Genomic DNA, 13,011 nt, shown 5'->3' with positions numbered 1-13,011 from the left:
ATTTTTCTGTGGTCAATTGTATTGTGTATATAAATTTAAAAATGATAGCGTTAGAGCCACCATTTCTCCTGCGGAAGTAAAATAACATCCACATCAAAATTCTCTTTAAACCAATCATACATCAATGTCTCTTTCACTAAATATTCAGAGGCAGAGTGTGACACCCCAATTAGAGACATATTTGTTTCTTTTACATAATCCATAATGAGCGAGTATTTATGTCGCCCGTAATCATTGTCGATATGGCAATGGATTTCTCCTGTAATATATGCTTCGGCACCTTTTTTTTCTGCTTCCTTCATTAAAGATACAACATCGCCACATCCAGCGATAATTGCGATTTTTTTGATGGAATCATGTCGTTTACCTTCGAAGTCTGTGTAAGGGATCTGGAAGAGTTGTTTTAGATGTTTTTGGAGTGCTTCTGTTGATGTTTCATCTATTTCACAAATAAGGCCAACTGGTTCTTGTTCTGGACCTCCATATGCAAAGTCGTCCACTACAGTAGCGTTTAATGCTTTTGCAATTGAAATACTCGTTCCATGCGTTTGATGAAAATCCATTGGTACGTGACATGTATATATAGAAAGTTGTTTTTCTTTTATTCCTTGCAAATATTTTTCAGGAATTGGTATGAAACCGCGGCCTGATCTTCCAATTGGATCACCGCACTCCATTACAAGGGGATGGTGCATAAAGAGTAAATCACCGGGTGTGGATTGTGAAATGAATGTTTCAAGAACGTCATCTGTAGGGAATACAGCTAAAAATACTTTGTTTACATTTTCAGATCCGTGCATCATAAGGCCGTTAAATAAATCTACAAAATTTGCTTCGAAAAATTGTTGCCAAGGAAATTTGATAGGATCATATACGGCTGGGATAAATCGACTAAAGGCACTATCTTTTCCGTATTTTTCAATTTGAAATAAGTGATCGAGTGATTGCTCTATTTTTTTTAAGGCTGGCATGTTTAATAATCCTCCTTAAGATGATTCTTGCTTTATGAGTTGTTTGTATTCTTCGTAGCGAAATAAGAAGCGATAGGAAACAAATAAAGCCTAGAATCCAGCCGATAGAAGGAGAATAGGGAAGTACATGCTGTAATAGCATTTCGCTAGAAATGAAGAAACTACCAAATAGACTTAATAAAATAGGATATCGTTGTAGTTTGAACACGGATAGCAAACCTCCTTTCTCCTGTATGAACTACTCATAAAAGCTCGATTGCTGAAACTTTATCACATACATTGTATATTAGTCTTAATTTTCTGTATATAAATTTTAAGAAAAATGGTGATACAATATATGAATGATAAGAGAAGAGAGGATGAAGATTAACATATGTACGTTACTGTAACAGAAGCAGCATATAAAAAGATTATGGATACGATTCCAAGTGAAGCGAAATATATAAAGTTATTTTACGATAATGAGGGTTGCGGTTGTGTCATGAGCGGAATCATCGATTTAGTAGCTGTAGCAGAGAAAGATGAGCGCGATGTGGATATTGAATCAAGCACAATGAATTTTATCGCTGATCGTACAAAGCTTGTATTTATGGACGATAAGTTAACGGTTGATTGGCATGAAGGTGGAGGAACTTTTCAGTTGAAGAGCCCAAGCCAGTTTTATAATCCAAATATGAAATTACACGTTCGAGTATAGTAAAGGAAAGGTGATTCCAAAATGTATTTTGGAATCACCTTTTTTTATTTTATAAGTCGATATATTTGGGAAGTCGCCGATATAAATGGAGTTGCGCCAATATAATTTCATTTACCAAAACGTTTCATATAATAAAAAGTTTTTTCACATAATGAAATGTACACATGATTGAATTTTCTGTATAATTTTCTTTGCGGAGGGGATACGCATGAGAAGATGGGGAATTGAGTTATTAATTTTAAGTGTTGTTATTATTTGGGGGATTAACTATACAATTGCGAAGTATGGACTTTTAGAATTTACAACAATTGAGTTTACCGCACTTCGTATGATGGCGGCGGCACCGCTCCTGTTACTTCTTACTTTTTTTATTGAAAAGTCGGTTTATATGGAGCGAAAGGATATACCTAGATTAATCATCGTTAGCGTTGTAGGTATTGTACTGTATCAAACGTTATTTATGGAAACTGTCAAATATACATCCGCTACAAATGCCTCTTTACTCATTTCTATTTCACCTATTTTTACAACTGTATTTGCGATTTTTCTGAAACAAGAAAAGTTTTCTTCTCGAAAGCTCATAGGTTCTATCATTGCCTTTAGTGGTGCAGCATTAGTTTTAGTAGCAGGACATTCACTTGCTAGTTCTTTTTATGGCAATGGAATTGGACTTATTACATCAATATGCTGGGGGCTTTATCCTGTTTTAGCAGGACCATTAATTAAAAAATATTCAGCACTACGTGTTACCGCATGGTCAGCCTTAGTTGGCGCGATTCCGCTTTTATTGTTAAGTGGACCATATGTATTTATAATGCCATTTCACATTACACACGGAATGACACTATTCGCCTTACTATATTCCATTTTCTTTGTAACAGTATTCGGCTTAGTCATGTGGTATGTTGGTGTTCAAAAAATTGGGGCGTCACATACGATGGTATATATGTATATAACGCCGCTTGTAGCTGTTTTATTTGCAGCTGTCTGGGCAAATGAATATGTATCGTTTCAACAAATCATCGGTGGAATTATTATTTTTTTCGGTCTATGGTTTGTGAAATCAGAGAAAGTAAAAGTTCATTCTACTGCGGGGGAACCTATATCAAAATAGGAAAACAGATCACCTATGATCTGCTTTCCTATTTTTTTATTTTTGGTAAGAAGATGAGAAATAAGATAGCAGTAATAAGTGGAATTAAGTTTAAAAATGGAATACGGAAGAGTGTAATAAGAATAATACCTGGAAGAAGAACACCGAGGACAGCGTAAAAAATGCTATGGTTTTTCGTGTACCAATACAATGAAAGTCCGATAAGTGCAGGGATAATGAGGTGAATGAGAGCCATTAAAAAATAAATCATTAGACGCCCCCTTTATTTGTGTGCTTATTACATCATATCCGTATGTTCATAGATTGATATCATTTTTTTCATAAATGGACGAAAAAAGTTTGGAAAACCGTCACAAAATATGAGAATATGATGTTCGAAATCTTGTATAATATTATTTCCTAAAAACATTTAAACAACATAAACATACGGTTTATGTTGTTTTTAATTTGAGTGAAATGGATGTAAGGAATATGAATTTGAAAGAAATTTTTTGTTGAATAGATAAGAACGAATGAAGAGAGGTACAGCATGATTAGTATGTCACTAAGATCATTTAAAATCCAATCGTATTATATACTAGGTATTTTGTTACTAGGTTGGATGTTAACACCGTTTTCAGCACACTTTTTAGGCGCTGGAATTGGACTTATTGTAAGTATGTATTGCGTTTGGCTTTTAGGGAGACGAATTGAGAAGCTTGGAGATAGTATCGTAAAGAAAACGAAAGCACCGACGCTCGGTATGTTTAACCGTTTTGCCGCTGCCATTTTGGGTGCTATTATTATGTACGAAATTGAGCACCACATGGTTATGTGGGCATTTGCAGTAGGGATTATGGGTGGTTATTTCTTAATCGTTGTGAATTTAGGATACTATAGCATGAAAGATGAGAAAGAATTAACGAAGAGCTAAAAAAGATAAAAAGATAAAAAACCTCTTTTGGATGGAATAGAGGATCCAGCGAGGGATAGAAGCGGTCAGAGCCTCTTTTAGCCTCATGCGATGTGAAACCAGAGAGATGTAATGAGTAGGGATATAATTTATATGTTCGAAACCGTGATTTGTCCCTGTGGAAATAGGTTTACTCTGGGATAAGTGATTCAGTGATGGATAGTACAACAGGAAGCGAAACTTTGCCTGAAATGCAGGTTTCTGCTTCTAATAAGTTAACATGAAATCACGTATTAGTAGGACTTTTATGTTCTTTAAAAAATTTGGATATAATACAACAAATTATTCCGATAATTAGAATAATATATTTTATCGTTTCACTTGTATGCTCAAATAAATTAACGTTAAGCATTACAAGTCCCCAAAAAATTTGGATCGCTCCGTAAATGAATAAAATTTTTCCTGCACGAGAAAAATTTTTCATAGGCTTCACCCTTTCCTGTATATGTAAATTGTATCATAAAAAACTAAAAATGAATGAGTATAAAATGAATTTTCTGTAATTTATTGAACTAAGTCACAGATGAAGAGATTAACGTTTCACTTTATATAAGATATAAAAAGAAGCTTACGTAAAAACGTAAGCTTCTTTTTTATGTAAGTGTGTGTAACCGTTAAGCCGCATTGGGTTTTGTCGGTGAGTACGCGAAACTTTACGGTTACACGACACTTATTCATATGAGTAAAGGGTTATTCCAACAGAAAGTGTTAATTTAAGCGATTGGGCCGCCTAAGTTAATAATATCTTCAGAAACGCTTTCGAACTTTTTGAAGTTCTCTTTGAATTCATTTGCAAGCTCGATTGCTTTTGCTTTGTAAGCAGCTTTATCAGCCCAAGTTTGTTCAGGCATTAACACTTCGTCAGGTACACCTGGTACGTGAAGTGGAACTTCAAGACCGAAGATGTCATGTTTAGCTGTTTCAGTTTTTGCAAGTTCACCGCTTAATGCTGCTTGAATCATTGCACGAGTATAACCTAAGTTCATACGTTTACCAACGCCGTATTCGCCGCCAGTCCAGCCAGTGTTTACTAAGAATACTTTCGCATCGTGTTTCTCGATTTTTTCACCAAGCATTTCAGCGTAGCGAGATGCATCAAGTGGTAAGAATGGTGAACCGAAGCAAGTTGAGAATGTAGCTTGCGGAGATGTAACACCGCGCTCTGTTCCTGCTAGTTTACTAGTGTAACCACTTAAGAAATGATACATAGCTTGCTCTTTTGATAACTTACTGATTGGAGGCAATACGCCAGATGCATCAGCAGTTAAGAAAATAATAGTATTTGGGTGTCCAGCAACACTTGGCAGTACGATATTGTCGATCGCATGCATAGGGTATGCAGCACGAGTATTTTCTGTTAAAGTAGTATCGTTGTAGTCTGCGATACGCGTTTGGTTATTAATGATAACGTTTTCTAAAACAGATCCGAATTTGATTGCATCGAAAATTTGTGGTTCTTTCTCGTGAGAAAGGTTTACACATTTTGCATAGCAACCGCCTTCAATATTGAATACACCGTTATCAGACCAACCGTGCTCATCATCACCGATTAATTTACGGTTTGGATCAGCAGATAAGGTTGTTTTACCTGTTCCAGATAAACCGAAGAATAGTGCTACGTCACCTTCTTCACCTACGTTTGCAGAGCAATGCATAGAAAGAATATCTTGTTCAGGTAGTAAGAAGTTCATAATAGAGAAGATTGATTTTTTCATTTCTCCAGCGTATTCTGTACCACCAATTAGTACAATACGTTTTTCGAATGAAACCATAATGAATGCTTCAGAGTTTGTACCGTCAACAGCTGGATCAGCTTTGAAATTCGGTGCAGAAACAATTGTGAACCCTGACTCATGAGTTGTTAATTCTTCTTCAGTTGGACGAATGAATAATTGATGTACAAATAAATTGTGCCATGCATATTCATTAATAACTTGAATTGGTAGGCGGTAATTGCGGTCAGCGCCTGCAAATCCTTTGAAGACGAATAACTCTTCTTTTTCTTTTAAGTATTCTAAAACTTTAGTATATAATTTATTAAAATGTTCTTCAGAAATCGGTTGGTTCACAGCTCCCCAAGCAATTTTGTCAGCAACCGATGCTTCTTTCACAATAAATTTATCTTTAGGAGAACGTCCTGTATATTTTCCTGTTGAAGCAGAAACGGCACCAGTAGAAGTTAATTTCCCTTCATTTCGCATTAATACTTTTTCCACTAATTGCGGAACACTTAGTTGAATCTGTGCATTGCTTCCGTTCAATAATTCGTGTAAACCAATTTGGACATTCACAGTACTCATATTTATATACCATCCTTTTCATTTAATGAAATATTTCTCGTAATCCCCAACAAGAGTATAACACAATTATATAAATAATGTATACTATTTATTTCTTTTTGTTTGTGTGAATGTATTATTTCCCTATTAATATTTCATTTTAGGCGTATTGAGAAAAACTTTCAGGAAAATGTGAATATTAATTGACAAATGAATATCATTTCTTTAGTATAGGTTGGGACGGATACTCTCTTATCCCGAGCTGGCGGAGGGACAGGCCCGATGAAGCCCAGCAACCTCACTTGTATTGATAAATGCAGGTGAATAGGTGCTAAAACCTGTGCGAGGCTACAGGTCTCGAACGATAAGAGCGAAGGGCAAAAAGCAGTATGCAAGTAGCAAATTAAACCTTTCCTCTATGTAAAGTAGGAAAGGTTTTTCTGTATGCTTGTGTGGGAGAATAAATGTATGTCGCAGTTTGTGGCAAATTAAGGATGAGTTCCGTACAATATATACAATTACTGTAGGGAGGTTTACCACATGACAAAAAAACGTCATCTGTTCACATCTGAGTCTGTAACTGAAGGACATCCAGATAAAATTTGTGACCAAATTTCTGATTCAATTTTAGATGCGATCTTATCAAAAGACGCAAATGCACGTGTAGCTTGTGAAACAACTGTAACAACTGGTTTAGTATTGGTAGCGGGGGAAATTACGACTTCTACTTACGTAGATATTCCGAAAATCGTTCGTGAAACAATTCAAGGCATTGGTTACACACGCGCAAAATACGGATTCGATGCAGAAACTTGTGCTGTTTTAACATCTATCGATGAGCAGTCTGCTGACATCGCTATGGGTGTTGACCAAGCGCTAGAAGCACGCGAAGGTCAAATGACTGACGCTGAGATTGAGGCAATTGGTGCAGGAGACCAAGGTTTAATGTTTGGTTTTGCATGTAATGAAACACAAGAATTAATGCCACTTCCAATCTCGCTTGCTCACAAATTAGCTCGCCGTTTAACTGAAGTACGTAAAGATGATACATTATCATACTTACGTCCAGATGGAAAAACGCAAGTTACAGTTGAGTATGATGAAAATGGTAAACCAGTACGTGTTGATACTATCGTAATTTCTACACAACATCACCCAGATGTTACATGGGAAGAAATCGATCGCGACTTAAAAGAGCACGTAATTAAAGCTGTAGTACCAGCAGAATTAATGGATGGAGAAACGAAATTCTTCATTAATCCAACTGGCCGCTTCGTAATTGGTGGACCACAAGGTGATGCTGGCTTAACAGGACGTAAAATCATCGTTGATACTTACGGTGGATACGCTCGCCACGGCGGCGGTGCATTCTCTGGTAAAGATGCAACAAAAGTTGACCGTTCTGCAGCATATGCAGCTCGTTATGTTGCGAAAAACATCGTAGCAGCTGGTCTTGCTGACAAAGCAGAAGTACAACTTGCATACGCAATCGGTGTAGCACAACCAGTATCAATTTCAGTTGATACATTCGGCACAGGTAAAGTATCTGAAGACGTACTAGTAGAACTAGTTCGTAACAACTTCGATCTTCGCCCAGCTGGTATTATTAAAATGCTAGACTTACGTCGCCCAATTTACAAACAAACAGCAGCTTACGGCCACTTCGGACGTACTGATGTAGATCTTTCATGGGAACGTACAGACAAAGCTGCAGCTTTAAAAGAGCAAGCTGGTCTATAATATATGAAAAAAAGCTTTGCGCGGTGAGCGCAAAGCTTTTTTTATTTCGTTTTACTTACAATTTGAATACATGAACTACAATATACTTCTCCATCTAGCTCAATATACTTTTTCATATTAGTCATGCCACTTGCTGGAAATGGCATATGAATCCAAGCCTTTTCATACGTTTGTATTTCCTTTTTACATGATTTACAAAGGGTGGGTTTCTTCTGGAACATATGTAATCAACCGTTCATTTGACGTGCTTTACCTGCGCAAAAGGCACTGCTTAGTAAAAATAGTGTCGCGAATATAATGCTTACTAATGTAGCGTATGGAATTGCGCCTTTTAAGGAAAAGCCGACAGTGATTGAAGCGACGAATAAGAGGATGAATGTTGTTGTTAATTTTTTATATAGTTCCATAATATGTAGACCTCCAATTTATTTTTTAGTACAAGTTTTAAAATTGAATTCTATTATGTAGAAAATATAAGGAGTAGCTAAAGATGTGTAGTCTAGGAGTATAAGAAAGTGCACTTTCCTTTTTGTGGATTAGTATACTTATATTGTATCATGCCGCATGATTGGCTTCATACATAATTGTGTAAAGATATGTATGATAAAATGAAGAAAAGTCTTTAAGAAAGGAAAGATAAAAAATGAGTGTAACTGAACATAAAAAACAAGCCCCAAAAGAAGTGCGTTGCAAGATTGTTACGATTTCCGATACACGTACGGAGGAAACGGATAAGAGCGGACAACTATTACATGAATTGTTAAAAGAAGCGGGCCATACAGTAACCTCTTATGAAATTGTAAAAGATGATAAAGAAAGTATTCAGCAAGCAGTGTTAGCTGGTTATCATAAGGAAGATGTAGATGTTGTATTAACAAATGGCGGTACTGGTATTACGAAGCGTGATGTAACAATTGAAGCAGTGTCAGCTCTATTAGATAAAGAGATTGTCGGGTTTGGTGAGTTGTTCCGCATGATTAGTTATTTAGAAGATATCGGAAGCAGCGCAATGTTAAGTAGAGCGATTGGGGGTACAATTGGGCGCAAAGTAGTTTTCTCGATGCCAGGATCGAGCGGGGCGGTTCGCCTTGCGATGAATAAATTAATTTTACCGGAATTAGGCCATATTACATTTGAGCTACATCGCCAATGAGTAGGTGGGCTGGAATTGTATTAGCGGGCGGTATGTCGAGTAGATTTGGTGAGCCGAAAGCGTTAGCGAGCTGGCAAGGTAGTACTTTTATTGAGCATATTTTGAAAGAGATGACAAGTGCGCTCCAAGAAGTTGTAGTCATTAGTCATTCTGATATAAAAGAGCGAGTAGAGCAATTCGTACAAGTTCCTGTTATAGAAGATATCCCGCACTATAAAGGGAATGGACCGCTGGCCGGTATTGTATCAGGAATGGAATACATAGAAGCAGATTGGTATGCTATTATGCCTTGCGATGCGCCAAATGTTTCGCATGAATGGTTTACCATTTTACTGGAGCAAACGAGCAATGAATATGATGCAGTTGTACCTATTATTAATGGAAGAAAACAGCCGCTACTTGCAGCGTATCATAACCGCGTGAAAGAAAAGATTTATGCTTTACTTCAGGAAGAGAAAAGAAGTATGGGGCAGCTTTTATCACAATGTAATGTGAAGTATGTTGCTGGAGAAGATGTACAAGCGAATACAGATTGGTTTATAAATGTAAATACAAAAGAAGAATATGTGCAGGCTCAAAAAGACCTTTCAAATGAATGAAAGGTTTTTTGATATACAGAATTGGGGAACAATTGCTGTATAAAGGTATGTGAGTAAGTTGATTTTAAGGGGAATTCTTAAAATCATTATACAGCAAAAACACTGTATAACCATATATTAATTTTTATGGGTTTTTATTACAAGTCTGTTTAGTTATGTTTATTTTTGCTATAATGAATATGGAAATAAATGATATTTCACCTTATGTATCATTCATTCAACTAAAATTTACAAGTGTGTAATAAACTCCCTTCGTTTTTTGAAGGGAGTTTTTCTGTTCAAGCAAGTAACTCTGATGCGGTATGCTGAAGGACTTCTTCATACTGGTTAAGTAAGCCGCGAAAGATCTCATCCCAGCTTTTTGATTTTGCAAAAGATGAAGCTGCTATTCCCATCTGCTCAAGTTTTTCTTCATTTTGCAATAAAGAATAAATGGATGATAGAAATGCATCCTCATTTTTAGGGGGACAAAGAATTCCCGTTTTTCCATCTGTAATAATATTTTTAACCCCGCCACTATTTGCACCAATGACAGGTGTGCCACATGCGAGTGATTCAAGTACGACATTTCCGAATGTTTCAGTAGCTGATGGAAATACCATTATGTTAGAACAAGCATATGCTTCAGCTAAATCTGCACTTTGTAAATAGCCAGTAAAAGTGACATTTGTTTGTGGAACAGCTTCACGCAAATTTGTTGCTAGAGGTCCGTCTCCTGCGATGAGCCAATGAATGTCGTTTCGAGTATGCGATGTTTTAACGATAAGGTTTTGCAACGTATCAATATCTTTTTCAGGAGCAATTCGTCCTACATAGGAAAGAACGTACTTCGCTGTAATATTATATTTTTTTCGGAATAGGTCTGTATTGTAAGCTGGATGAAAGAGTGTGCAATCTACACCACGTCCCCAAATGGAGAGGGCCTGAAAGCCTTTATTTTTTAATTGATGTAATGTTTCAGAGGAGGGAACAAAATTTTTTTGCATATGACTATGAAACCATTTTAAATAGTTCCAAAGCATATTGGAGAGAAATTCAATTTTGTAATAACGTAAATACGCATCGAAATCAGTATGATAAGAACCGACAACTGGGATGTTTAACTTTTTGGCGTAATACAGTCCACAAAGTCCCATGTTGAAAGGTGTGGCAATGTGAATAATGTCAGGTTTAAAGGAATGAAGTTCCCGTTTAATACGCGGAGTAGGAAAAGAAAAGCGACATTCTGGATATAATATTGTTAACGGGATACTTCTCATCTTGTTCACATTAGCTACGAAATTATCTTCAGCTGTATGCTGAGGGGCGAAAACAGAATAGGCGATCTGTTCTTTCTGAAAGTAACTTGTTAATCGTTCTAACGTTTTCGCAACCCCGTTAACTTGTGGCGTAAAAGTATCGGTAAAAATGGCGACTCTCATCATATCACTCCTTTATGTGAAAAGTGGGATGAATTGATAAAAAGAGATGATGCCAGAGCAAGTGCCAAGGCACATGCCGACGAACACATCTGACGGATAGTGAAGTCCTAAATAAATACGTGAAATACCGACGCATAATGCTAACGGTAATAGGAAAGCAAGTAAGCTTGGATTATAGCAAATAAATGGAATGAAGACAGAGAAAACGGCTGTTGTATGACCAGACGGGAAAGAGTGGTCTTTTAATGGATGGACTGGATATTTCGCATCCTGAATTGTTAAATAAGGACGTTTTCGTGGATACCACCTTTTTAATATTTGTACAGGAATATGGCTAATTGCTAAAGAAATAGCAGTAGCGATTGCTGCTTGGTGTAAAGTCCCTTTTGCAAAAATTAAAAAGAAAAGTGTAAGTGCAATGGAGAAAGTAGCACCACCGATATGGGTAATATTGCTGAAAAAGATGTTTAATGTTTTTTGATCAAAGTAGCGATTAATTCCTTTAAAAATGTAACATTCTATTTTATATAATCCACTGACCTTCATGAAAATTCTCCTCCCTCGTTTACATATATATGGAGATATTAGCTTTTATTTTAATAAGATTTTGTTGAGGGAGTAATAATATTTTGTAAAGAAAAAGTTAGATTTTATATAAAAAAAGCTGCCAATCTTATGGCAGCGGAAATTTACTTCTGTAATGATTTATAATATTGACCTTTTTCAACGTATTGCGTACGAATACGCTCCATATCTTTACGGTCTTCTTCTGTTAATTCACGAATGACTTTCGCGGGACGACCGAAAGCTAACGTGTTTGGTGGAATTTTCTTTCCTTGTGAAACGAGGCTTCCGGCACCGATAAAAGCTCCTTCGCCAATTTCAGCACCATCTAATATAATGGATCCCATTCCAATTAAAGCATCCTTTTTAATATGACAGCTATGTAAAATAACTTGATGCCCAACTGTAACATCATCTTCTAAAATAAGAGGATACTGAGGGCTTTGGTGGAGTGTACATTGGTCTTGTACATTTACTCGGTCTCCAATGATTGTTGCTGACACATCACCACGGATGACTGTATTAAACCAAATACTTGATTCCTCGCCAACGGAAACATCGCCTGTAATCGTAACATAGTCAGCGATAAAAGCACTACTCGCAATTTTCGGATTTTTTTCTTTGTAAGGATATATCATGTAAAGTCTTCCTTTCCTAGAGACTAGTTTTAGTGTATCAAATTATGAGAAAGAGTGAAATGGAGGAGGTCCATATGTGGAATTATGAAGCAGAGGAAGCGAAAGCTGTCATTGTTATCGTGCACGGCGCAATGGAATATCACGGACGTTACGAAGCCGTTGCGGAAATGTGGAATCACATCGGCTACCACGTCGTGATGGGGGACCTTCCGTCACATGGAACGACTTCAAGAAATAGAGGACATATTGATTCATTTGATGAATACATAGAGGAAGTTAAATTATGGGTGAAAGAAGCAAGAAAGTATAGGTTACCTATTTTTCTATTCGGTCATAGTATGGGTGGTCTTATCGTCATTCGTATGATGCAAGAAACGAAGAGAGAAGATGTAGAGGGTATTATTTTGAGTTCGCCTTGTTTAGGGGTAGTGACTGGACCCTCTGCTCCGCTTCAATTTGCTGCAAAAATATTAAATGTTGTGGCTCCAAAATTGCAATTTGCAACGAATCTTACGGTGGAAATGTCAACAAGGAATCATGAAGTGAGAGATGCAATGGAGAATGATTCATTGTTCTTGCGCAAAGTATCAGTACGTTGGTATAGTGAATTGATTAAGTCTATCGAAATTGCTCATAAAAAAATAGACGATTTTCCAGACGTTCCGCTCTTGCTAATGCAAGCATGTGAGGATAAACTTGTAGATAAAACACGTGTCCGCATGTGGTTTGATAATGTTAAAATAAGTGATAAGGCATATAAAGAATGGCCGAATTGTTATCATGAGTTATTAAATGAGTATGAGCGTGATGAAATTTTGAATTATATTCAGTCATTTACTGAAATGCATGTCAATAATATAGTAAAAACAAACAAATAAATCAT

Annotated in this window: 16 protein-coding genes and 1 riboswitch; of the genes, 7 read left to right on the top strand and 9 right to left on the bottom strand. The window is 36.6% G+C overall.

What is annotated here, in order from left to right; genetic code table 11:
- Positions 1-50 precede the first annotated feature (50 nt).
- Positions 51-971, bottom strand: coding sequence for a Nif3-like dinuclear metal center hexameric protein (locus DOS87_RS26060; RefSeq protein ID WP_001111119.1), 921 nt, complete (start codon positions 969-971; stop codon positions 51-53).
- Between the two features lie 373 nt (positions 972-1,344).
- Between DOS87_RS26060 and DOS87_RS26055 the strand changes: the two genes are divergently transcribed.
- On the top strand, positions 1,345-1,668 hold the full coding sequence (locus tag DOS87_RS26055; protein ID WP_000289570.1) for an iron-sulfur cluster biosynthesis family protein: 324 nt from the start codon (positions 1,345-1,347) through the stop codon (positions 1,666-1,668).
- A 208-nt stretch (positions 1,669-1,876) separates the two neighbouring features.
- Positions 1,877-2,782, top strand: a complete 906-nt coding sequence (locus DOS87_RS26050) for a DMT family transporter (RefSeq protein WP_016077180.1) — start codon at positions 1,877-1,879, stop codon at positions 2,780-2,782.
- A 28-nt stretch (positions 2,783-2,810) separates the two neighbouring features.
- On the opposite strand, the gene DOS87_RS26045 is transcribed toward DOS87_RS26050, so the two are convergent.
- Positions 2,811-3,032: a hypothetical protein gene (locus tag DOS87_RS26045; RefSeq protein WP_000639042.1), complete on the bottom strand. Its 222-nt coding sequence runs from the start codon at positions 3,030-3,032 to the stop codon at positions 2,811-2,813.
- A 279-nt stretch (positions 3,033-3,311) separates the two neighbouring features.
- Here DOS87_RS26045 and DOS87_RS26040 point away from each other — a divergent pair, with 279 nt between their 5' ends.
- Positions 3,312-3,695, top strand: a complete 384-nt coding sequence (locus tag DOS87_RS26040) for an ATP synthase subunit I (RefSeq protein ID WP_000624926.1) — start codon at positions 3,312-3,314, stop codon at positions 3,693-3,695.
- A gap of 265 nt (positions 3,696-3,960) precedes the next feature.
- On the opposite strand, the gene DOS87_RS26035 is transcribed toward DOS87_RS26040, so the two are convergent.
- On the bottom strand, positions 3,961-4,158 hold the full coding sequence (locus DOS87_RS26035) for a hypothetical protein (protein ID WP_000788101.1): 198 nt from the start codon (positions 4,156-4,158) through the stop codon (positions 3,961-3,963).
- A 289-nt stretch (positions 4,159-4,447) separates the two neighbouring features.
- Entirely contained in the window at positions 4,448-6,034 is a 1,587-nt protein-coding gene (gene pckA / locus DOS87_RS26030; protein WP_000108813.1) for a phosphoenolpyruvate carboxykinase (ATP), read from the bottom strand.
- Positions 6,035-6,262: 228 nt separating this feature from the next.
- Positions 6,263-6,384, top strand: a riboswitch (SAM riboswitch).
- A gap of 169 nt (positions 6,385-6,553) precedes the next feature.
- Between pckA and metK the strand changes: the two genes are divergently transcribed.
- A complete protein-coding gene (gene metK / locus DOS87_RS26025) occupies positions 6,554-7,753 on the top strand; it encodes a methionine adenosyltransferase (RefSeq protein WP_000163117.1) in 1,200 nt (399 codons plus the stop codon).
- A 41-nt stretch (positions 7,754-7,794) separates the two neighbouring features.
- On the opposite strand, the gene DOS87_RS26020 is transcribed toward metK, so the two are convergent.
- Both DOS87_RS26020 and DOS87_RS26015 read right to left on the bottom strand, forming a co-directional pair.
- A complete protein-coding gene (locus DOS87_RS26020; RefSeq protein WP_014895354.1) occupies positions 7,795-7,974 on the bottom strand; it encodes a hypothetical protein in 180 nt (59 codons plus the stop codon).
- A gap of 6 nt (positions 7,975-7,980) precedes the next feature.
- On the bottom strand, positions 7,981-8,160 hold the full coding sequence (locus tag DOS87_RS26015) for a hypothetical protein (RefSeq protein WP_000424807.1): 180 nt from the start codon (positions 8,158-8,160) through the stop codon (positions 7,981-7,983).
- Positions 8,161-8,396: 236 nt separating this feature from the next.
- Between DOS87_RS26015 and DOS87_RS26010 the strand changes: the two genes are divergently transcribed.
- Both DOS87_RS26010 and DOS87_RS26005 read left to right on the top strand, forming a co-directional pair.
- Complete coding sequence (locus DOS87_RS26010; protein ID WP_000117130.1) at positions 8,397-8,906, top strand: MogA/MoaB family molybdenum cofactor biosynthesis protein; 510 nt, start codon at positions 8,397-8,399, stop codon at positions 8,904-8,906.
- Complete coding sequence (locus DOS87_RS26005) at positions 8,903-9,505, top strand: molybdenum cofactor guanylyltransferase (protein ID WP_000092360.1); 603 nt, start codon at positions 8,903-8,905, stop codon at positions 9,503-9,505. Before DOS87_RS26010 ends, DOS87_RS26005 begins: the two co-directional genes overlap by 4 nt.
- Before the next feature lie 278 nt (positions 9,506-9,783).
- Here DOS87_RS26005 and DOS87_RS26000 read toward each other — a convergent pair whose 3' ends face one another.
- The 3 genes from DOS87_RS26000 to DOS87_RS25990 form a co-directional block, all read right to left on the bottom strand.
- Positions 9,784-10,926: a glycosyltransferase family 4 protein gene (locus DOS87_RS26000; RefSeq protein WP_001261652.1), complete on the bottom strand. Its 1,143-nt coding sequence runs from the start codon at positions 10,924-10,926 to the stop codon at positions 9,784-9,786.
- Positions 10,927-10,938: 12 nt separating this feature from the next.
- The gene (locus DOS87_RS25995) at positions 10,939-11,472 is read right to left on the bottom strand and encodes a phosphatase PAP2 family protein (RefSeq protein WP_000868582.1); all 534 of its coding nucleotides are present in this window, start codon (positions 11,470-11,472) and stop codon (positions 10,939-10,941) included.
- A gap of 143 nt (positions 11,473-11,615) precedes the next feature.
- Positions 11,616-12,128 (bottom strand): gamma carbonic anhydrase, encoded by a 513-nt coding sequence (locus tag DOS87_RS25990; protein ID WP_000640205.1) that lies wholly within the window; start codon positions 12,126-12,128, stop codon positions 11,616-11,618.
- A gap of 74 nt (positions 12,129-12,202) precedes the next feature.
- Here DOS87_RS25990 and DOS87_RS25985 point away from each other — a divergent pair, with 74 nt between their 5' ends.
- Positions 12,203-13,006: an alpha/beta hydrolase gene (locus tag DOS87_RS25985; RefSeq protein WP_063675885.1), complete on the top strand. Its 804-nt coding sequence runs from the start codon at positions 12,203-12,205 to the stop codon at positions 13,004-13,006.
- Positions 13,007-13,011: the final 5 nt, after the last annotated feature.

Origin of the sequence: Bacillus sp. CR71 (genome assembly GCF_003429245.1) — a bacterium.
GTDB classification, from domain to species: Bacteria; Bacillota; Bacilli; order Bacillales; family Bacillaceae_G; genus Bacillus_A; species Bacillus_A thuringiensis_S.
This window is presented reverse-complemented; position numbering and strand designations above follow the sequence as displayed.